Here is a 19,029-nt window from a genome sequence, read left to right as displayed (position 1 = left end):
ATGCGTAGGTCCAATCCGGTTTACCCAGCATATTTCAATCAGATTGGAGATAATTTTTACGCCACTGTGTTCATCGCTCCAAGGTGAGTGCGGCCCTATCAGATCTCCGCAGTCACCGCAGACAGCCAAGCCTGTGCAGCCTCACTCAGCAACGGAGCCAGCCGTTGTGACACCTGTCGATGATAGCTGTTCAGCCACAACCGTTCAGCCGCAGTCAATGCATCAGGGATCAGCATATCAGTCTGTATCGGTGCCCACGTCATATTCCGGAACGCCAAGAAACCATTCTGTTCCTCAATGATTTCAAAGATATTCTCGATGCGGATACCAAACCGGTCAGCCTCATAGTAGCCCGGCTCAATCGACACCACCATGCCAGCAGTCAGATCCACCGGATTAAAGGGCTTACCGATGCGTTGGGGATGCTCGTGAACCGACAGCCGGTGCCCGATCCCATGACCAGTGCCATGATCGTAATCAAGACCCAGATCCCAGAGCGGGCGTCGGCAGATCGCATCTATATGATGCCCTTGGGTACCGCGCGGAAACCGCAGCGTGGCAAGCGCATGGAAAGCTTTGAACACGGCCGTATAGGCCCGGTCGTATCCTCCGGGGCGCAGGTCAAACGCATAGCTGCGGGTGGCATCGGTGGTCCCTGTCTCATACTGGCCGCCGCTGTCCAACAGATAGGGGTGTTCTGGCAGTATCGGCGCATTCCGACCGTTGGTGGCTGCGTAATGGCACATGGCAGCATTTCCCCCAGCGGCGGAGATGGTCTGGAAACTCTCGGTCAAGAAACCCGGGCGGTCTTGTCGAAAGGACAGGATTTTCGCTTCGGCTTCGCGTTCGGTCACCGGATGGCCAAGGGCGGCACGGGCCGGGACGGTTTCAGCGAGCCAGCATGAAAACTCCGCCCAGGCGACACCATCCTGAACATGACAGGTGTGCAGCCCCGCCAGTTCCACCGGATTCTTGATCGCTTTCGCCCGGGTCAACGCGCTGGCCATCGCAACCGGCGTGGCCCCTGCTTCTGCAATCGTCTCGCGGACAGCAACGGGTGAGAAATCAGGGTCGAACAGCACCCCCGCGCCCGCGACACATAGACGGCGCAGAGTGCTTAGAAATTCTGACATTGGATAGGCCGTCACGGCGGCTGGAAGATGGTCCTTCACCTCGTCATTCAGCTTGGCTGAATCTATAAACCATGCAATCGCGCCACTCCGGTCGACGATGAGAAAAGACTGTGGCATTGGATTAAACGCGACATCATCACCGCGCACGTTCAGCAACCACGCGATATTGTCTGGCTGGGTCTCGACCAGACATTCCGCGCCTTTCTCGTTTAGATGCGCAACCAAATCCAAGCATTTCTCGGCACAACTGCGCCCTGACAATTGCACAGGGAACACCGTAATTTTGCCCGATGGCGGGGGCGGTTGATCCTGCCAAATGGCGTCCACCGGATTGTCCTGCTGCGGCTGCATTGCGGCGCCTGCCTGCGCGCAAGCCGCAGCAAACCGGTCATACCAGCCTGGCGGCAGGTGCATCGGGTCAAACCCTATCTGCCAGCCGTCCCGCGCGACCGAGGCCAGCCAGTGTTCCGGCGGCTGATCAAAGATGTGCAGCCGCGAAAACACGGGGCCTGCACATTCATGTGCAACCTGCACCCTGTAGCGGCCATCGACGAACACCGCGACGGTCTCTGCCGTCACGATCGCCATTCCGGCGGAACCGGTGAACCCAGTGACATAGGCCAAACGTTCGTCATGCGGGGCGACATACTCCCCCTGATGGGCATCAAACCGGGGCAGGATGAAGGCATCAAGATTGCGGGCGGTCAGTTCCAAACGCAGATCAGCGATACGGGCCGCCGTCGGCGGCGTGCGCAGTGTGTCAGGCATTTTGAGAGATCTCTTCAGCAAGATGGCAGGCGACCTCACCCCGGTCGCCAAGGGGGCGCAGGCGCGGAACATCCCGCCTGCAGACATCGGCGGCATGAGCACAGCGCACATGAAACGGGCAGCCCGGCGGTACATTCAACGGCGAGGGCAACTCGCCCTCCAGCCGGATCGCATCGCCCGTATCATCCGGGTCAAGCGAGGGCGCCGCACTCAGCAAGGCTTGTGAATAGGGATGAGCAGGGTTGGCAAACAGGGTCTCACTGTCGCCGATTTCAACGATGCGGCCCAGATAGATCACCGCCACCCGGTGCGAGACATGACGCACCAGCCGCAGGTCATGGGCGACAAACAGGATGGTCAGATCCAGTTGCTCCTGCAATTCCAGGAGCAGGTTCACCACCTGCGCCTGAACTGAGACATCCAGCGCCGACACCAATTCATCAGCAATCAGCACCTCCGGCTCCACCGCCAGCGCGCGCGCAATCGCAATTCTCTGGCGTTGGCCACCGGAAAATTCATGCGGCAGTTTCTGAGCCGCATCAGCGGGCAGCCGGACCAGCTCCAACAGCTCCTCCACCCGCGCCGGAATGTCATCCGCCGGACGCATCTTATGCACGTGCAAAGCTTCGCTCAGGATTTGACCACAGGTCATACGCGGATTGAGCGAGGAATAGGGGTCCTGAAACATCATCTGCACGCGCCGGTTATAGCTGCGATCGCTGCGTGCCCCTTCAGCAAAAATATCCTGTCCGTGGTGGCGAATACTGCCATTCTGCGGCTGATAGAGACGCACGATACAGCGTGCCAACGTGGATTTTCCACATCCGGATTCACCAACAACGCCAAGGGTTTCGCCCTTTTGCAGCGACAGGCTGACGCCATTCAGCGCCCGCACAGCGCGCCCGGGCCTCTTGCGTATCACATCGACCAGGCTGCGCGGCAGCTGAAAGGTCAGGCTGAGATCATCAATCTCCATCACCGGATGCGTCATGCCACTTCTCCCTGAATGGCAGGCACCGGATGGAAACAGGCCGCGCGCCGCCCGGCACTGATGGTTTCCAGCGGTGGACGCGTGCGGAGGCAGGCTTCCGTCCGCCCCTCACAACGCGGCGCATAGGCGCAGCCCCGCGGCAGCATCTCAAGGCTCGGCGGTGTGCCCGGCACGGAATAGAGCGGCGTGCGCGGCGCAATATCCTGCGGCACCGACCGCATCAGCCCGGCAGTGTAAGGATGCCTTGGCGCGCGCAACACCTGTCGCACCGCACCCTGTTCCACGATGCGACCGGCATACATCACCGCAACGTGTTCACAGGTTTGCGCCACCACCCCCAGATCATGGGTGACCAGAATAACCCCCATGTTCATCTCCTGCGACAGACGCAGGATCAGGTCGAGGATCTGCGCCTGAATGGTGACATCCAGCGCGGTGGTCGGCTCATCCGCCAGCAGAAGCTTCGGTTCCGCCGCCAGCGCGATGGCGATCATCACCCGCTGACGCATGCCGCCGGAAAACTGATGCGGATAGTCCTGCAACCGGGAGGCCGCAGCGGGGATCCCGACGTGATCCAGCATTTCAATGGCCCGGTCCCGGCGCGCCGCGCGAGACAGATCGGTATGGGCCTTCAGCGTTTCGGTCAGTTGCAAACCCACGGTCAACAGCGGGTTAAGCGAGGTCATCGGCTCCTGAAAAATCATCGCAATCTCACCGCCGCGTACCCCGCGCAGCTGGCGATCCGTCAGCCGGGAGATATCGCGCCCGTTCCAGCGCACCTCCCCCGTGACCTCGCCGTGGCGCCGGGTCAGCCCAAGGATCGACCGCAGGGTAACGCTTTTGCCCGATCCGCTCTCCCCAACCAGGCCAAGAACCTCCCCCTGGCGCAGGTCAAAACTAACATCACGCACCGCTGGCAGCAGCACACCACCACGCCGGAAGGTGGTACAGAGGTTGCGAACCTCCAGAACTGGATGTGTCTCTTGCATGGTCATTGGTCCTCCCCCCGCCTCTGTCACGGGTCAACCACGGGGCCGGAGCAGATCAGCCAGCCCGTCACCGATCAGTGAAAATCCGATACCCGTTAATACGATGGCGATGCCCGGCATCAGGCTCAGCCACCAGGCTGTGGTGATGAAATTGCGCCCCTCAGCGATCAGCACACCCCATTCTGCCTGCGGTGGCTGCGCGCCCAGACCGAGGTATCCCAGTGATGATCCCAGAAGGATTGCCAGCGACATATCTGTCATCCAGTAGACAATCACCGGGGTGATCGCATTTGGCAGAAGGTGGCGAAAAATAACCCGCCGGTCGGAATACCCCATCACCACCCCTGCTGAGGCATAATCATTGCCCATCTGGGTGATCACCTCGGCGCGCATCAAGCGCGCATAATACACCCAGCCGACCACTGTGATGGCGATATACATATTGGCCAGTCCCGGCCCCAGTAAGGCAACAACCGCAATCACCAGAACCAGAAACGGAAAGGTGATGACCGCGTCCACCACCCGGCCAAAGATCATGTCCGCAATACCACGATAATATCCGACCAATGCGCCAATGGTGACGCCAATCAGCATCGCAAAGACCGTGGCCAGAACTGCCATCTGCATATTCACCGAATAGGCCGAGATCACCCGGCTTAAACTGTCCCGGCCCAACATGTCGGTGCCAAAGGGATGCGCCCAGCTCGGCGGCTGGCGCACCGCATTATAGTCAATGAAGTTGGGGTCATATGGGGCGAACAGCCCCGGCGCGATGGCCAGCAGCGTCGAGACTGCGATAATCGCGACACCAATCATGAAGCCGGGTTTGCGAAGGGCAATCTGCCACCGGCTCTGCGGCGGGCGCGTCGCCTCGGGCGACTGGAGTGTGGCATCAGTCATGTCAGACGCATCCTCGGGTCTAGGGCGCTTTGGATCAGATCGGTCAGCAGGAACACGATCGACACCAGCACGGCAAAGGTCAGGGTCAGCCCCTGGATCAGCGGATAGTCACGGGCAAAAATCGCCTCCAACATCAACCGGCCCACCCCCGGAACGGCAAATACCGTCTCGGTAACTAGGGTGCCGCTCATCAGGTTGCCAATGGACAAACCCAGCAGCGTGACTGTGGAAATCAGCGCATTTCGCAGCACGTGCCGTCCAAGGATCTGCCAGGCCGACAGCCCTTTGGCTCGGGCAAATTCAACATATTCCGCATCCACCACCTCAACGATGGCCGACCGCAGGTTCCGCATGATGATCGCAGAGGTATAAAGCGCCACCGCCACCGACGGCAGAAACAGGTGGTAGAGCCGTTCCGCAAAACTGTCGCCATATCCGCCCACCGGGAACCAGCGCAGCTGTGCCGCCAGAAAGGTGAGCAATATCAGTCCAATATAAAACACCGGCATCGACAGACCGACCTGAAAGACGGTTCGGATCACCGCATCTGGCCAGCGCCCCCGGTTGAGTGCCGCAACAAAAGCAAGCGGCCCCGCGATCAGCACGGACAAGGCCACCGCATAGGTGGTCAGAAACAGCGTCGTTGGCAGGCGACTGGCAATCACATCCATCACCGGTGCGCGCATCAGGATCGACCGTCCCAGATCCCCCTGAACGGTGTTGGACAGGAACTGCCAAAACTGGACCACCAAGGGTTGGTTCAGCCCCAATCGTTCGCGAATGGCAGCCAGATCAGCGTCGGACGCACGATCCCCTGCAATGGCGATAGCCGGATCCCCCGGCAACAGGCGCACCAGCGAAAAGATGATGATCATGACCAAAAAAAAGGTCACCGCCATCAGCGCCAGGCGCTTGAGAATATACTGAATAGTGGCCATTTCGGCATCCGTTCGTAGGCGCCGTCAACCAGCTGGGCTGACGGCGCTTGGTTGTCCAAAGCAATCGCTCAACGGTTGATCGACGCCTCCTCGAACAGGTTGTTGCCCAACGGCGTCTGCACATATCCGCTGACACTCTTGGCCACGGCCACGGCAAACGGCGTCTCATACATGAACAGCAATGGCGCCGCCTCTGCATAGATCGATTGCATCTCGGCGTATTGGCCAGCGCGGGACTCTGCATCCATTTCCGTCGCCGAGGCTTCGAACAGGCTGTTGAACTTCTCGTTCTCCCAACCAGTACCAACCGCCTTCGCCGTCGGGAAATAGCCCAGCCAACCGGTGACCTGACTTGGATCATTCACGTCATTGACCCAGCCATAGGTGTGGATGTCGAACTCACCCGACCGGTTTTTGGCACCACGGGTGGCATTGTCCACCTGCTCCACCTTTAGCTGGATGCCTAACGGCGCCCACATCTGCTGCAGCGCTGCAAAGATGGTGCTGTCATCAGCGGAACCGGCCAGAGTGGTAAAGGTGATCTCAGTGCCCGGTGCCAGACCGGCCTCGGCAATCAACGCCTTGGCCTTGTCCATGTCATAGCCGTAGAGCGGATCGGTTTCAGTGGCCAGCTGCGTCGCAGCCGCCATCAACGGCGAGGTCATCGGCTTGCCAGCCCCCTGCAGCACCAGGCCAATCAGCGCCTTCTTGTTGGTGGCATAGTTCAGCGCCTGGCGCACGCGCGCATCGGCCAGTGGGTTGGGCGACCCATCCGCCCGCGTCGGACGCGTGTTGATCGGCGAATAAATGATCCGGGTTGACGGGAACAGATTCATATCAATCTTCTGATCTGCTTCCAGCTCAGCCACGCGTGAAAACGGGATAAACTCTGCCGCGTCCATCTCGCCCGCCTGCAGCTTCAGGATGCGGGTGGCATCATCCGGAATGATTTCAAAATGCACACCCTCCAGATAGGGCAGCGGTTTGCCATCCGCACCTGCGCGCCAGTAGTGTTCATTGGCGCAGAAATCCATCGAGGTCCCTTGTTCAAACCCGCAGAGGTAAAAGGGCCCAGTACCGACGCCAGCATTTTTCGCGGCAAATATAGCAGCGGATTTCTCCTGATCGGTCGCGCCATCGGCGGCCTCGAACCTCGCCTTGGACACAATGCCGGTCGTGAAGGTGGCGAGCATCGACAGGATCGTGGGGTCGGGCGCCGAAAGCGTCAGCATGACCTCATTTCCATTACTGGCAACTGTATCCAATGTACCGAGAAGACCCGCCCAAGGGCTCAGATCAGCATCACGCGCGCGATTCAGCGAAAACACCACATCTTCTCCAGTGAGCGGTGTTCCGTCGGAAAATTTGATGCCCTCGCGCAGGGTCAGCGTCACGGTGGTGCCTTCTTCTGACACAGCATAGGCCTCGGCGAGACCAGGCACGACGGAGTTCCCGTCCTGACTGGGGCGCAGCAACGTATCAAACAGGCTGCCAACCATCCAGATATCTGGGTTCCGATCAGCATAGATCGGGTCAATCAGCGTGGAGCCATCATAGCGGGCGAAATTCAGCACGCCGCCGCGATCCTGCGCGAGGGCCGGCGCGGTTAACGCTGTGGTTAGGGCGGCCGCAGCCGCCACCAGTTTTCTTGTCATTTGTGAGATCCTCCCAGATCGATTCTCCGTCTCATGGGAAGGAGCATAGCGCGAGTTTTAAAATTACTAAAATTATTTTTAGCAAAACGCGTCATGAGGGTATCAGGGTGCTCCTTTCGCCGATGAAACCAGATCCGAACAATCCGTCAGGGCGACGCGCTTTTCATCGGCATGGTGCTGACCCAGAGTTCGACAGCCTCTTCCTCGCTCAACACAATCGAATAATGTGGTTTTGAGCAATCATGATGGACAGTATCCCCCGGTGACATGATATGCACGGCATCGCCCAGATGATATTCGAGCTGTCCCGAAATCAGATAGCAGAACACCTCCCCCTCATGGCACATTTTTTCTGACACATGGCCGGGAGGTCGATGAATGATTGAAGGATAGCACAGCGCGCCTGAGAACCCCGGCCCCAGTTTCTCGTAAAGCCTGCCGTTCACGCCCAACGCGTAGGTTTGCCGATTATCCTTATGAATATATTCGCGGAATTCTTCCTCAACACTCAGCAGTTGCTCCACAGTGGTCTGCAGAGAGGCGGCAATCGACAACAGAGACGACAACGACGGCGTGCTGATGCCACGTTCCACCTGTGAGATGAAGCCGGGCGTCAGCTCGGTTTCCTCGGCAACCTGCACCATTGTCATTCCCATCGCCTTGCGACGACGGCGGATGGCATGGCCCAACTGTTCAGGGTTGTCTTTCTTCCGGCTTCTTTTGTTGGTGCCTGCTTTGCGCGTGCCTGAGACGTCCATGTCGATATCCTGAAAATTTCGGCGAGCCTCGCATCATACCATCCAAAAACATCAAACCGGTCATTCGGGGTGGCCTGCGGATAGTGGAGCCGCGAGTGCTAGGAAAACGTATACTAAAATTTGTTGAAGTGCTACATTAGAAATAGCCTGCGATTGACCTCGCGAGGCGTTTCGCTTGTTTCCAACCTCAGAGAGGCCCGATGCGCAGCACCAAGACCGTACATGTAATTTCAGCTCATGCCGAGGGGGAAGTGGGCGATGTCATCGTTGGCGGAGTTGCCCCGCCGCCCGGCGCCACCCTCTGGGAGCAGCGCTCTTTCATCGCAGAGGATCAGACCTTGCGGAATTTCGTGCTCAATGAACCGCGCGGCGGTGTGTTTCGGCATGTGAACCTTCTCGTGCCACCGAAACATCCGGATGCCGATATGGGCTTCATCATCATGGAACCCGAGTTCACGCCACCCATGTCGGGGTCAAATTCGATCTGCGTTGCCACCGTCCTGCTGGACAGTGGCATCCTGCCGATGCAGGAGCCGGAGACCCACCTGACGCTGGAGGCGCCCGGTGGGTTGGTCCGCGTCCGCGCCGAATGCAGGGACGGCAAGGCGCAGCGTATCTATGTTCAAAATGTCCCCAGCTTTGCTGGCGAAATTGGCGTTCTGTTGAATGTACCCGGGATCGGAACGCTGCATGTAGATACCGCCTATGGCGGCGACAGCTTTGTGGTGGTTCAGGCTGCGGATCTGGAGCTTGAGATCTGCGAGACAAACGCCAAAACGCTGGCCCAGACCGGCAGCCGCATCCTTGCGGCAGCCAATGAGCAGCTGGGGTTTGCCCATCCCACCAACCCGGACTGGGCGCATATTTCTTTCTGCGCATTCTGCGGACCACTCACGCCGACGGCAACCGGCCTGCGCAGTCGCTCCGCCGTGACGATCCAACCCGGCAAGGTTGATCGCTCTCCGACCGGTACCGCTGTATCAGCGCGGATGGCTCTTATGCTGGCCAAGGGGCAGATGACCGCAGAACAGGACTTCGAGGCAATCTCAATCATCGGCTCAAGCTTTAAGGGCCGCATCGCGGCGCAAACCACCGTGGGTGACCTCGCCGCAATCATACCCGAAATCAGTGGGCGGGGGTGGATCACCGGCACCCACCAACACATGCTCGACCCTGACGATCCTTGGCCAACAGGCTATCGCCTGAGTGACACCTGGGGGGCGTGATGCGGATCCTCTTGATCGGTCGACCACAAAAGGGCACACCCGGCCCACCCCTGCCGAAAGGCACCAGACGCAACCATCACTGATGAGGTCTCAATGGCAGCCAGGCGTGCCATCTCCCGCAACACTCTCCCCGACGTTATCGCCGCTGATCTGCGTGAACGCATCCTGAGCGGCGAACTGGCGGAGGGGGAACCGATCCGTCAGGAGGCTTTGGCCGAAGAATATGACGTGTCGCGCATGCCGGTGCGCGAGGCACTGAAGCGCTTGGACGCCGAAGGTTTGGTGCTGTTCACAAACAATCGCGGGGCCACGGTAACCAAACACTCGCTGCGCGAAATCGCTGAGATCTTTGATCTGCGCATTCTGGTCGAGGTCGATCTGTTCCGTCGCTCAATTCCGGCGATGACGACCACGGATTTTGCCCGATGCAGTCAGATCCTGGACGAGATGGACGCCTCCTACGACGCCGACGATGTCGCGACATGGGGCGCGTTGAACCACCGCTATCATTCCGCACTTTATGCTGCGGCTGAACGCAAATTGACCAATGAGATTCTGCAGGGCCTCAGCCTCCACTCCGACCGGTTCATCCGCATGCATCTAAGCGTGATGAAACAGCGCGAACCCGCCAAGGCAGAGCATCGCGAGCTGCTGGCCCTGGCCGAGGCGCGCGATGTCAATGCCGCCTGCGCCGCCCTGACCCGGCATATTTCCCGCACCAAAGAAGAGCTGCTGACATTGGTCGCCGAAAACCGCGCCTAACCCCGGCACTGCCATCGTCACCGAACAGTGGGCACTGCGTGAATTCCGCAGGAAGCGGATCTTCCCCTCTTGTGAGTACGCTTAAAACCAATATATTTAGTCAGGAATTATTCAGAGCGCCCAAACGCGGGTTACAGCAGACGGATCCACCACCGATGATGTCAGTGCAGACGTTGCCCCTGCCGCAAGCGCAGGCCCCTGATGACTTGCGCCAAGCGCCCGTGTTCAACGAACATGAATATAGCATTCTCAACACTTTGCGTCTTGCCGCGATGGGGTGCCGAGCTGCCGCGCGTACTGACCTGTTCGAGGCCTGCGCCCTGCTCTGCGTTGATGGAGAGGACGCCAGACGCACGTATATCGACACATTTGTTAAATGCCTCCCCGAGGCGCTGCCGCGCCGAATCAAATGGTTTCGCCCCGGTACCACGGAGATCTCATTCGACGAAGCTTGGGTATTGCGCTGCCTGTCGCGTGTTTCCGCGCAGGATTACGACAGCCTCTGCTTTTTGCTAAGGTCGCAAATCGACCCTGCCCGCCGCCGGTACATCGGGTTTTTGCTGGGGCGTATTTCCGAGCAATTCCCTAAGACTTAGAATCATTCTAAAAACTCTTGATCTATACCCCGTGTCAGGTATTATATGGCTTACAGCAAGCCAGCTTCTGCCAGCCAGCTATTTTATTACGGAATAATGGGGAACACGATGACACAGACCGCTGCTGCACTTTCGACCGATGCAAAAACCGCAATCGCCGACGCGCTGAACCAATCCGTGGCAGAAACCGCTGTCACCACGATGCTGGCCCAGAATTTTCACTGGAACGTTAAAGGCATGGCATTTGGCCCTCTGCATGATCTGTTTCAGAAAATCTACGAAGATCACTTTCTCGGGCAAGATGATCTGGCGGAGCGTGTGCGCGCGCTGGACGTCCACGCCGAAGGCACCTTGGCCGGGATGCTGAAACGCTCCAAAGTGGCCGAGCATGACGGCCATGCCACAGATCAGGAAATGATCCGCATCATGATGGAAGCACAGGAGACGTTGGCCTCAACTCTCGCGGGCTGCGGAGCCTTGGCCGCTGATCATGGGGACACACTGACCGAGGATCTTTGCATCGCGCGCGGTCAAACACATGAGAAATTCGCCTGGTTTCTGCGCTCGCATCTTGCGGGCTAAGCTACCAGCCTGGCAATACGAAGCCTCACCAGATCAGGTGTGGCGACACAGGATAGATCGCGGTCAGAGGATTTCCTCGGCCGCGATTTTTCGTTTCCCCAGCTTTTTGCGGTAGGCGATATCCCAATGGGTGTATTTGCCCAACTGCCCCTGCTGCGAGGTCAGCATGGTGACAAAGGCCCGCCGATGGCTGTCCTTCTTCAAGCCCTTGAAGAGTGACTTTTGCGCTTTGGTCATCGAACAGCCGATGCAGTGACCCTCACGTTTGAATTTGCAGACATCAATACAGGGGCTGGGCGTCTTGGGCATATCAGACCTTATGCGTTACCGGGCATCTCGGCCCACACATGGGATGACTCCGATGCCGCTGCAACCATAAAGACGAGTGTTTTTGTCGATTTTAAGAAATTCTGCTCCCAACCGTAGCGCAATTGGTCAGACGGCCAACGTAATCGCCTTGCTTCTGGTATAGGCATCCAGACCTTCCAGCCCCTTCTCTCGCCCGAACCCCGATTTACGGTTGCCGCCAAACGGCAGCTCAATCCCGCCTGCCCAATAGTCATTGACGGTCACCTGCCCGGCATCAACCCGCCGCGCCATACGCAGCGCGGTTGCGATATCCTTGGTATAGATACCCGCCGCCAGCGCAAATTCGGTGCCATTGGCCAATGCCAGCGCTTCAGCCTCGTCGTCAAAAACCTGGATTGCCAATACAGGGCCAAAAATCTCCTGCAGGACGGCATCATCAGTGGCCGCAAGGTTATCCAGGATGGTCGGCGCATAGAACCAGCCCGCGCCACTCTCAACATCGGAGAGAACCTCACCACCGGTGACAATCTCGACGCCGCGAGTCCGGGCGCGGCTGACATGATCGGCTATCTGCGCCAAATGCCGGGCGGAATTTACCGCACCGATATCCGGCCCGCGCAACCCATGGCCCATCCGCAACATCTGCGCCCGCGCCACCAGTTTGTCACGCACCTCGGCATGAAGACTGCGCTGGATCACCAACCGCGACCCAGCGGAACAGATCTGCCCCGCGTTTGAGAAAATTGCCCAGAGCGCGCCCTCAACCACGGCATCCACCTCCGCGTCACCAAAGGCAACAAGAGGGGACTTACCTCCCAGCTCCAATGTCAGCCCGGTCACATTGGGGGCGACGCTCTGCATCACACCAACGCCGGTGGCCACCGATCCAGTGAAGGTAACATGCCGCACACGCGGATCCCGAACCAGTGGCGCGCCTGCAGCAATTCCGGTGCCCGTCACCACATTGACCACGCCCGCAGGCAGCCCCGCGCGGATCAGCAGATCGGCAATCATCAGGGCCGTGAACGGCGTTGTCTCCGCCGGTTTAACAACCGCGGAACACCCCGCCGCCAGCGCCGGCGCAATACCACGAACCAAGGTTGAGGTCGGATAGTTCCATGGCACGATATGGGCGGTCACACCCACCGGTTCGCGCAGGGTGAACGCAGCATTGTCATTGCCAAGGTTCACGCTGCGCCCGTCCAATTTGTCCGCAGCGACGGCGTAATACTCCAGCAGCCGGGCAGACCCCGCGATATCACCACGTGCCTCTGCTAGGGTCTTGCCGCTATCGACGCATTCAACAACGGCAAAACGCTCCGCCTCCTGCCGCATCAGCCGGGCCGCTTCGTTCAGGATGGCGCATCGCTGCGCAGGCGGTGTGGCACTCCAGACCTCAAACCCGGCTACGGCGCTGGTGACCGCATGATCAACATCCGCCGCATCGCCCGCAGCAAAATCAGCAAAGGCCATGCCCCGCCCGGGGTCAAAACTCTCCATCCGCCCCCCAGCCTCAGATGCAACAGCGCGCCCATCAATGAAATGATCACGCGGCAGATCGGGCAGCGTCCCGGTCTCGAAATAGGCCGCACTCAACTGATCAGCGCTCATCGGGTATCCTCACTACAGGTGTATGTCGACGTGGCCAGCCACTCAGGATTGATCTCGACACCCCATCCGGGCTCATCGCGGACCACGGCCTGCCCATCACTGATCACAAACGGGTCGGTGACAAAGAGATCGCGCTGCCAAGGGTAGTAATCCGCGCCCTCAATTGAAAACTCCAGATAACGCCCGGGCAGATCAACGGCGCGCAGCATATGCATCGTGAACAGCGTCACCATCGACAGGTTTGCGCAATGGGGCGTGCATGGAAGCCCGGCCGCAGCGCCAAGCCGGGCCACCTCCATGCTCCGCGTCATCCCCCCGAGATAGAGAATATCAGGCTGAATGATATCGACCGCGCGCATCTCGATCATGCGGTGCCAGGTCTGCAAATCCCAATCCTGCTCACCGCCTGCCACATCTAAATCCAGCGCACGGGTCACCTCTGCGGTCTGCTCCAGCATCCAATAGGGGCAGGGTTCCTCAAAATGCTCATATCCGTGATCCTGCAGCAGCTGCCCCACCTCAATCGCGCGGTTGGGCGAGAACCCGGAGTTGCCATCAACCAAGAGCGCCACCCCGTCCCCCAGTGCGGCGCGGATCTGGGGAATAATTGCCTCTGTCCGCCCCGGCCATTCGTCGCGGTCTTCGCCGCATTCGGCGCCAACCCGCACCTTGAAGGCATCAAGCCCGAGATCATCGCGTAGCGCTTTCAGCCGCTCCGCCTCATCTTCAGGCGTGATGTCGCGACGCATCGACGACGCATAGGCACGGATTGGACCAGCTGATCCACCCAGCAATTCCGCAACAGGCTTCTGCGCCACCCGGCCCCGCCAATCCCAGACCGCGGTATCAAGCCCCGCCATTGCGCGCCGCAAATAGGTGCCGGGATATTTGTGCTCTCGCAGCGGGATCTCCGCGATCACCGCTTCCATCGCATCCATGCCCCGGCCCAACGCCCAGGGCGCCACTTGCCGATGGAGGATCTCACAGGTCAGATCGCTGTTGTAGGTCGAAACCTGCCCCCAGCCCTGCTGCCCGTTCTCAGATGTCACTCGGACAAAGCCGACAAGCGGGCTGCAGAAGGTTTCAATACGACGTATCCGGGGGCCGCTGTCGTCTTTGCCACGACCGGCCCCAACGGGGACGGCGCCAGATGCTGAATAGGGCGTGCTCATGCGGCCTCCAGAATAAGATCAGCGGCCCGATGGGCCAGCATCATGGTTGGGGCATTGGTATTGCCCGATGTGATATTGGGAAAGACTGAGGCGTCCACCACCCGAACACCATCAAACCCATGTAGTTTCAACTTCGGACAGACAACGCTTGTGCCGGCATCTGTGCCCATGCGGCAGGTGCCGATGGGATGAAACACCGTGCCACAGCGTTCGCGGAAATCAGCCAGGATATCCGCATCCTTCATCTGTCGCAGATCCGCCCCCATCGCCGCCTCGATCAGCCCGTCCAGCGCCGCGGTCGTGGCCAGCCGTTGACAGAGCCGCCCACCGGCAATGACCTGCGCGCGATCTTCCTCGGTTGCGAGCGAATTGGGCCGGATCAGCGGTGCTGCGGAAATATCAGCGCTACAAATATCGATCCGCCCCCGGCTTGTGGGACGGCTTGGCTGGAAGCCGAGAATAAACCCGGCAAAGGGATCGGGACGGATCACTTCGCGCTTGCCCTCCGGTGTCGTCGTATAGGTCACCGGGTTGAAGTAGAGTTGCTGATCAGGCCGCGTCAGCGATTGCCCACTGCGGAAATAGCCGCCACATTGGTTTACCGACAGTGACAGCGGCCCGCGTCGCCACATGGCATAGTGCAACGCCGCGCGGATCTTGCCCGTCAGCGGTGACAGAACATTGTTCAATGTTGGCTCAGTGGCGCGGAAATAGTAGTTGATCCCCAGATGGTCCTGCAGATTGCCACCGACCTGCGGCTGGTCATCAACGATCTCAATTCCATGCCGACGCAACAACTCTGCAGGGCCAATGCCGGATCTCTGCAACAGCCCGGGCGAGGCAACCGCCCCGGCAGAGAGAATAATCTCCCGCCCCGCCGTTATCGACATGGACCTCCCCCGCCGGCGCAGCTGAACCGAAACAGCGCGGCGCCCGTCAAAGGTGATCCGTTCGACCAGTGCGTCAGTCATCAAGGTGACGTTTTTGCGCTTCAACGCGGGGGTCAGAAACGCCCGCGCGGAATGCATGCGCCGTCCACCACTGGTATTGATCCGATAGGTCGTCGCGCCTTCACCGCTTGCATCATTGATATTATCGGTGCTGGGCAGGCCCAGTTCAGCCGCCGCCGCAAAGAAATGCCGGTTCGCCGGGTGGATCTGATCAGACACATCCTGCACATGCAGCGGGCCGGTTCCGTGACGTTGCCCATCCGGCGCCACTTGGGTTTCCATCGCCTCATAGCTCTGCTGGACGGACGTCCAGCCCCAGCCTGTGGCGCCAGCGGCCTCCCAATCGTCAAAATCCTGGGGCACTCCCCGCGCATAGACCAGCGCATTGATCGCACCGGAGCCGCCAACACCCTTGCCACGCGGCCAATACCCCGCGCGCCCGGCCAGCGCTTCCTCGCGCTCGCTCTCATATTTCCAGTTCACCGCCGGATCGAAGAACGTCTTGCCATACCCCAGCGGCAGGGCGATCCAGGGGGAACGTCCGCGCCCACCGGCCTCCAGGATCAGCACCTTATGCCGCCCGGATCGGCTCAGCCGATCCGCCAGCACACACCCCGCAGATCCCGCACCAACAATAATGTAATCAAATCCCGTCACTTGTCTGATCGCCCGCATATCTCCTGCCGTCAGATCGTTACAAAGCACGTGACAAATTCAGAAACGAAAAATAATTCGTCAGCACCTTAAAAAAATTCGCAGCAAAGGTATTCTGGCCGCATGTATCGCGATCTCCCCCCGATGACCTGGCTTCGCGCCTTTGATGCCAGCGCCCGCCACAGCAGTTTCACACAGGCTGCGGAGGAGCTGGGCCTCACCCCCTCTGCGGTCAGCTATCAGGTGCGCGGGCTGGAGGCGCAGTTGGGACACAAGCTGTTTCACCGCGACCATAAACTGCTCAACCTCACCCGTCTGGGACATGCCTATCTGCCAATCGTGGCCAAGGCATTTGCGGATATCGACGCCACCACCTGGAATCTCTTTGGCAATGGGGTCCAGCAGGAGGTGACGCTCCGCTGTTTGACCTCGCTGAACCTTTTGTGGCTGATGCCACTGCTTGAGGATTACAAAACACGTTATCCCGATAGTCGGCTGCGGGTGCTGTCCTCCTCGTGGAGCGAATTGTCCCAAGGGGAAGCCATCGATATCGACATTCGTTATGGCGATGGCAGCTGGCGCGATGGAGCCGTCCTACCCTTGATGCAGAACAAGGTGATCGCAGTTGCCGCACCCAGCCTGCTTGGCAGCGCACCCTATCCCGATCTGCACAAGCTGCCGCTGATCGAAATGACCGGTGTCGTCGACACTTGGCGTCATTTCTTTGCGCGCCACACCCCGGAGGCCGCAATTCCCGAACCCGCCTACAAGGTCGATCAGTCGCTGATCGCCCTTGAACTTGCCGATCGGGGTCTGGGGGTTGCGCTGGTCGCTGATGTGTTTGCCCGCCCCTATCTGGAGCGTGGCACGCTGCTGCGCGCCAGCCTAACGGAACTTTCGACCCAACATGGCCACCATCTGATCCTGCCATCTGATCGCAACAGCCACCGCCCGGAGGTCCGAACACTTGTTGGCTGGCTGCAATCTCAGGCCCGCATCAGTGCCGAGCTGGTCCGCGCCGCGATTGCCTCTGCCCCGGCGGGCAGCTAGGGTCAGCGACGAGCGGGCCAGATAGGCAAACCGACTCATATCCTGACAATAACGCACCTTGGGTCGGCATGCTCTCTGTTCTCGCAAATCGAACCTACCGCCATCTTCTCGCGGCCCAGATCATCGCGCTGCTGGGAACCGGGCTGGCAACAGTCGCGCTTGGCCTGCTGGCCTGGCAGATTGCGGGAGAGCAGGCAGGCGTCGTCCTTGGCACAGCCCTTGCGATCAAGATGCTGGCCTATGTCGGGTTGGCGCCTATCGCCTCCGCCCTCGCAGATCAGCTGCCGCGGCGCGTCATGTTGGTCATGCTTGATCTCATCCGCGCGGCTGTTGCGCTTGCCCTGCCCTTCGTCACCGAGATTTGGCAAATTTATAGCCTGATCTTTCTCATGCAGGCGGCCTCGGCCGGGTTCACGCCGACCTTTCAAGCCACCATTCCAGATGTGCTGCCTGACGAAGCCGAATATACCAGGGCGCTCTCGCTGTCGCGGCTGGCCTATGATCTGGAAAGCCTGCTGTCGCCGATGCTCGCAGCAGCGCTTCTCACCATCGTCAGTTTCCAGGTGCTGTTTGCCGGGACCGTGATCGGGTTTCTTGCCTCCGCGCTTCTGGTGGTTTCCGTGCCGATCCCGTCGCCGCAACCCAGCGCACCACGCAGCATCTGGACCCGGACAACACGCGGTATCCAGCTCTATTTCGCCACCCCAAGACTGCGCGGTCTCTTGGCATTGAACCTGGTGGTCGCAGCGGCCTCGGCGATGGTCATCGTCAACACCGTCGTGCTGGTGAAAGGTCGCTTTGCTCTCAATGAACCCCAAGTTGCCATCGCGCTGGCGGCCTTTGGCGGCGGCTCGATGGTGGCCGCGCTGCTGCTGCCGCGGATGCTGGACCATATGCCGGATCGCCCGCCGATGCTGGCAGGTGGCGCACTGTTGACCATTGGTCTGTGGATCGGCCCATGGGCCGACAGCTTCAGCCTTCTGGTGGCGCTTTGGGCCCTGCTCGGCTTTGGATTCAGCCTGGCCCAGACCCCAACCGGCCGATTGCTGCGCCGGTCCGCCCTGCCCGAAGATCGCCCCGCCCTGTTCGCGGCCCAATTTGCGCTTAGCCACGCTTGCTGGCTGCTGACCTACCCGCTCGCCGGACAGATTGGCGCACGCGCCGGGTTCGATGCCACGTTTCTGCTGCTGGGAACCCTTGCTGGCGGCGGGTTGCTGCTGGCCGCACGGCTCTGGCGCGGCGATGCCGGTCTCGCCCATCAGACTGAGGCGGCGACGCATGATCACCCCGACCTGCCCGCCGACCACCCACATCTGGCGGCCTATGGCCATGGGCCGCACCACCGGCACCCAGTCGTAGTTGACGATCTGCACCCTCGCACGTGACGGTGCTGGCCCGTCACCCCGCCGCGCAGGCGCTGGGGTCTGGACCCTAGATATCCAACGGCAGCTCCTGTGTGCTTTTCTCAGTCGACACCACAATTGAGGTGCGGAATTTGCGCACATTGCTGTCGGCAAAGAAAAACCGGTGGGTAAAAGATTCGTAGCCCGCAATGTCCGGGGCCACCACAACCATCACAAAATCGGCGTCACCCGCGATGCAGTAAAAATGCAGCACCTGCGGATCAATCCGTGCCTTTCGCTTGAACGCGTCAATCTGCTCAAGCCGGTCCCGTTCCAGCTCCACCGAAACAATCGCGGTAACGCCTAACCCCACCTTTTTCTGATCAACCAGCGCAACTTCCTTTTGCAGAACACCCGCTTCGCGCAACCGCCGCAGGCGGCGCTGCACTGAGGCGGTGGACAGACCGCCTTTCTCCGCCATCTGCTGCACCGTCGTGCGCGCGTCCCGCTGCAGCTGCGTCAACAGCATACGGTCCGCGGCATCTACCTGACTTTCCTGCGTCATATTTCCCACCAATGTGATCAAACACGATCACTATTCACAAAAATGGGCGATAGGGAACATCACGCACCGCTGATAGA

18 protein-coding genes are annotated in these 19,029 nt (G+C 59.8%); 6 read left to right on the top strand and 12 right to left on the bottom strand.

Annotated elements, in window-relative coordinates; genetic code table 11:
* Window positions 1–98: 98 nt before the first annotated feature.
* The 7 genes from OO25_RS19985 to OO25_RS19955 all read right to left on the bottom strand — a co-directional run bounded on the left by OO25_RS19985 (window position 99) and on the right by OO25_RS19955 (window position 8,132).
* Entirely contained in the window at window positions 99–1,901 is a 1,803-nt protein-coding gene (locus OO25_RS19985; protein WP_040182389.1) for a M24 family metallopeptidase, read from the bottom strand.
* Window positions 1,894–2,892 carry an ABC transporter ATP-binding protein gene (locus OO25_RS19980; protein ID WP_040182387.1) on the bottom strand — a complete coding sequence of 333 codons (999 nt, stop codon included), beginning with the start codon at window positions 2,890–2,892 and terminating at the stop codon, window positions 1,894–1,896. The genes OO25_RS19985 and OO25_RS19980 overlap by 8 nt, the downstream gene beginning before the upstream one ends.
* Complete coding sequence (locus tag OO25_RS19975) at window positions 2,889–3,887, bottom strand: ABC transporter ATP-binding protein (protein WP_040182384.1); 999 nt, start codon at window positions 3,885–3,887, stop codon at window positions 2,889–2,891. The genes OO25_RS19980 and OO25_RS19975 overlap by 4 nt, the downstream gene beginning before the upstream one ends.
* Before the next feature lie 27 nt (window positions 3,888–3,914).
* The gene (locus tag OO25_RS19970; RefSeq protein ID WP_040182381.1) at window positions 3,915–4,781 is read right to left on the bottom strand and encodes an ABC transporter permease; all 867 of its coding nucleotides are present in this window, start codon (window positions 4,779–4,781) and stop codon (window positions 3,915–3,917) included.
* Window positions 4,778–5,719, bottom strand: coding sequence for an ABC transporter permease (locus OO25_RS19965; RefSeq protein ID WP_040182379.1), 942 nt, complete (start codon window positions 5,717–5,719; stop codon window positions 4,778–4,780). The genes OO25_RS19970 and OO25_RS19965 overlap by 4 nt, the downstream gene beginning before the upstream one ends.
* 68 nt (window positions 5,720–5,787) lie before the next feature.
* A complete protein-coding gene (locus OO25_RS19960; RefSeq protein ID WP_040182377.1) occupies window positions 5,788–7,374 on the bottom strand; it encodes an ABC transporter substrate-binding protein in 1,587 nt (528 codons plus the stop codon).
* Between the two features lie 146 nt (window positions 7,375–7,520).
* Entirely contained in the window at window positions 7,521–8,132 is a 612-nt protein-coding gene (locus tag OO25_RS19955) for a helix-turn-helix domain-containing protein (protein WP_040182375.1), read from the bottom strand.
* A gap of 200 nt (window positions 8,133–8,332) precedes the next feature.
* On the opposite strand from OO25_RS19955, the gene OO25_RS19950 reads away from it, so the two are divergent.
* From OO25_RS19950 to OO25_RS19935, 4 genes are all read left to right on the top strand, one after another.
* Window positions 8,333–9,358, top strand: coding sequence for a proline racemase family protein (locus tag OO25_RS19950; protein ID WP_040182373.1), 1,026 nt, complete (start codon window positions 8,333–8,335; stop codon window positions 9,356–9,358).
* A 93-nt stretch (window positions 9,359–9,451) separates the two neighbouring features.
* Window positions 9,452–10,120 (top strand): GntR family transcriptional regulator, encoded by a 669-nt coding sequence (locus OO25_RS19945; RefSeq protein ID WP_040182371.1) that lies wholly within the window; start codon window positions 9,452–9,454, stop codon window positions 10,118–10,120.
* 155 nt (window positions 10,121–10,275) lie between these two features.
* On the top strand, window positions 10,276–10,716 hold the full coding sequence (locus OO25_RS19940) for a hypothetical protein (protein WP_040182370.1): 441 nt from the start codon (window positions 10,276–10,278) through the stop codon (window positions 10,714–10,716).
* A 108-nt stretch (window positions 10,717–10,824) separates the two neighbouring features.
* Complete coding sequence (locus OO25_RS19935) at window positions 10,825–11,298, top strand: Dps family protein (RefSeq protein ID WP_014881656.1); 474 nt, start codon at window positions 10,825–10,827, stop codon at window positions 11,296–11,298.
* Between the two features lie 63 nt (window positions 11,299–11,361).
* On the opposite strand, the gene OO25_RS19930 is transcribed toward OO25_RS19935, so the two are convergent.
* From OO25_RS19930 to OO25_RS19915, 4 genes are all read right to left on the bottom strand, one after another.
* Window positions 11,362–11,607, bottom strand: coding sequence for a DUF1289 domain-containing protein (locus OO25_RS19930; protein WP_040182367.1), 246 nt, complete (start codon window positions 11,605–11,607; stop codon window positions 11,362–11,364).
* 126 nt (window positions 11,608–11,733) lie between these two features.
* Entirely contained in the window at window positions 11,734–13,218 is a 1,485-nt protein-coding gene (locus tag OO25_RS19925; protein WP_040182365.1) for an aldehyde dehydrogenase family protein, read from the bottom strand.
* Window positions 13,215–14,390 carry a mandelate racemase/muconate lactonizing enzyme family protein gene (locus OO25_RS19920; RefSeq protein WP_040182363.1) on the bottom strand — a complete coding sequence of 392 codons (1,176 nt, stop codon included), beginning with the start codon at window positions 14,388–14,390 and terminating at the stop codon, window positions 13,215–13,217. The genes OO25_RS19925 and OO25_RS19920 overlap by 4 nt, the downstream gene beginning before the upstream one ends.
* Complete coding sequence (locus tag OO25_RS19915; protein ID WP_040182362.1) at window positions 14,387–16,015, bottom strand: GMC family oxidoreductase; 1,629 nt, start codon at window positions 16,013–16,015, stop codon at window positions 14,387–14,389. Before OO25_RS19915 ends, OO25_RS19920 begins: the two co-directional genes overlap by 4 nt.
* A 102-nt stretch (window positions 16,016–16,117) precedes the next feature.
* Here OO25_RS19915 and OO25_RS19910 point away from each other — a divergent pair, with 102 nt between their 5' ends.
* Both OO25_RS19910 and OO25_RS19905 read left to right on the top strand, forming a co-directional pair.
* Entirely contained in the window at window positions 16,118–17,044 is a 927-nt protein-coding gene (locus OO25_RS19910; RefSeq protein WP_040182358.1) for a LysR substrate-binding domain-containing protein, read from the top strand.
* 68 nt (window positions 17,045–17,112) lie between these two features.
* Entirely contained in the window at window positions 17,113–18,429 is a 1,317-nt protein-coding gene (locus tag OO25_RS19905) for an MFS transporter (protein ID WP_040182355.1), read from the top strand.
* A 46-nt stretch (window positions 18,430–18,475) separates the two neighbouring features.
* Here the strand turns inward: OO25_RS19905 and OO25_RS19900 are convergent, their stop codons facing one another.
* Complete coding sequence (locus tag OO25_RS19900) at window positions 18,476–18,952, bottom strand: Lrp/AsnC family transcriptional regulator (protein ID WP_040182353.1); 477 nt, start codon at window positions 18,950–18,952, stop codon at window positions 18,476–18,478.
* Between the last annotated feature and the right edge of the window lie 77 nt (window positions 18,953–19,029).

Source organism: Phaeobacter sp. S60 (genome assembly GCF_000826845.1).
GTDB lineage: Bacteria > Pseudomonadota > Alphaproteobacteria > Rhodobacterales > Rhodobacteraceae > Phaeobacter > Phaeobacter piscinae.
This window is presented reverse-complemented; position numbering and strand designations above follow the sequence as displayed.

Excerpts from the sequence above, each read along its gene's own strand:
- OO25_RS19985 (WP_040182389.1), bottom strand. The coding sequence starts at position 1,901 with ATGCCTGACACACTGCGCACGCCGCCGACGGCGGCCCGTATCGCTGAT.
- OO25_RS19980 (WP_040182387.1), bottom strand. The coding sequence starts at position 2,892 with ATGACGCATCCGGTGATGGAGATTGATGATCTCAGCCTGACCTTTCAG.
- OO25_RS19975 (WP_040182384.1), bottom strand. The coding sequence starts at position 3,887 with ATGACCATGCAAGAGACACATCCAGTTCTGGAGGTTCGCAACCTCTGT.
- OO25_RS19970 (WP_040182381.1), bottom strand. The coding sequence starts at position 4,781 with ATGACTGATGCCACACTCCAGTCGCCCGAGGCGACGCGCCCGCCGCAG.
- OO25_RS19965 (WP_040182379.1), bottom strand. The coding sequence starts at position 5,719 with ATGGCCACTATTCAGTATATTCTCAAGCGCCTGGCGCTGATGGCGGTG.
- OO25_RS19960 (WP_040182377.1), bottom strand. The coding sequence starts at position 7,374 with ATGACAAGAAAACTGGTGGCGGCTGCGGCCGCCCTAACCACAGCGTTA.
- OO25_RS19955 (WP_040182375.1), bottom strand. The coding sequence starts at position 8,132 with ATGGACGTCTCAGGCACGCGCAAAGCAGGCACCAACAAAAGAAGCCGG.
- OO25_RS19950 (WP_040182373.1), top strand. The coding sequence starts at position 8,333 with ATGCGCAGCACCAAGACCGTACATGTAATTTCAGCTCATGCCGAGGGG.
- OO25_RS19945 (WP_040182371.1), top strand. The coding sequence starts at position 9,452 with ATGGCAGCCAGGCGTGCCATCTCCCGCAACACTCTCCCCGACGTTATC.
- OO25_RS19940 (WP_040182370.1), top strand. The coding sequence starts at position 10,276 with ATGATGTCAGTGCAGACGTTGCCCCTGCCGCAAGCGCAGGCCCCTGAT.
- OO25_RS19935 (WP_014881656.1), top strand. The coding sequence starts at position 10,825 with ATGACACAGACCGCTGCTGCACTTTCGACCGATGCAAAAACCGCAATC.
- OO25_RS19930 (WP_040182367.1), bottom strand. The coding sequence starts at position 11,607 with ATGCCCAAGACGCCCAGCCCCTGTATTGATGTCTGCAAATTCAAACGT.
- OO25_RS19925 (WP_040182365.1), bottom strand. The coding sequence starts at position 13,218 with ATGAGCGCTGATCAGTTGAGTGCGGCCTATTTCGAGACCGGGACGCTG.
- OO25_RS19920 (WP_040182363.1), bottom strand. The coding sequence starts at position 14,390 with ATGAGCACGCCCTATTCAGCATCTGGCGCCGTCCCCGTTGGGGCCGGT.
- OO25_RS19915 (WP_040182362.1), bottom strand. The coding sequence starts at position 16,015 with ATGCGGGCGATCAGACAAGTGACGGGATTTGATTACATTATTGTTGGT.
- OO25_RS19910 (WP_040182358.1), top strand. The coding sequence starts at position 16,118 with ATGTATCGCGATCTCCCCCCGATGACCTGGCTTCGCGCCTTTGATGCC.
- OO25_RS19905 (WP_040182355.1), top strand. The coding sequence starts at position 17,113 with ATGCTCTCTGTTCTCGCAAATCGAACCTACCGCCATCTTCTCGCGGCC.
- OO25_RS19900 (WP_040182353.1), bottom strand. The coding sequence starts at position 18,952 with ATGACGCAGGAAAGTCAGGTAGATGCCGCGGACCGTATGCTGTTGACG.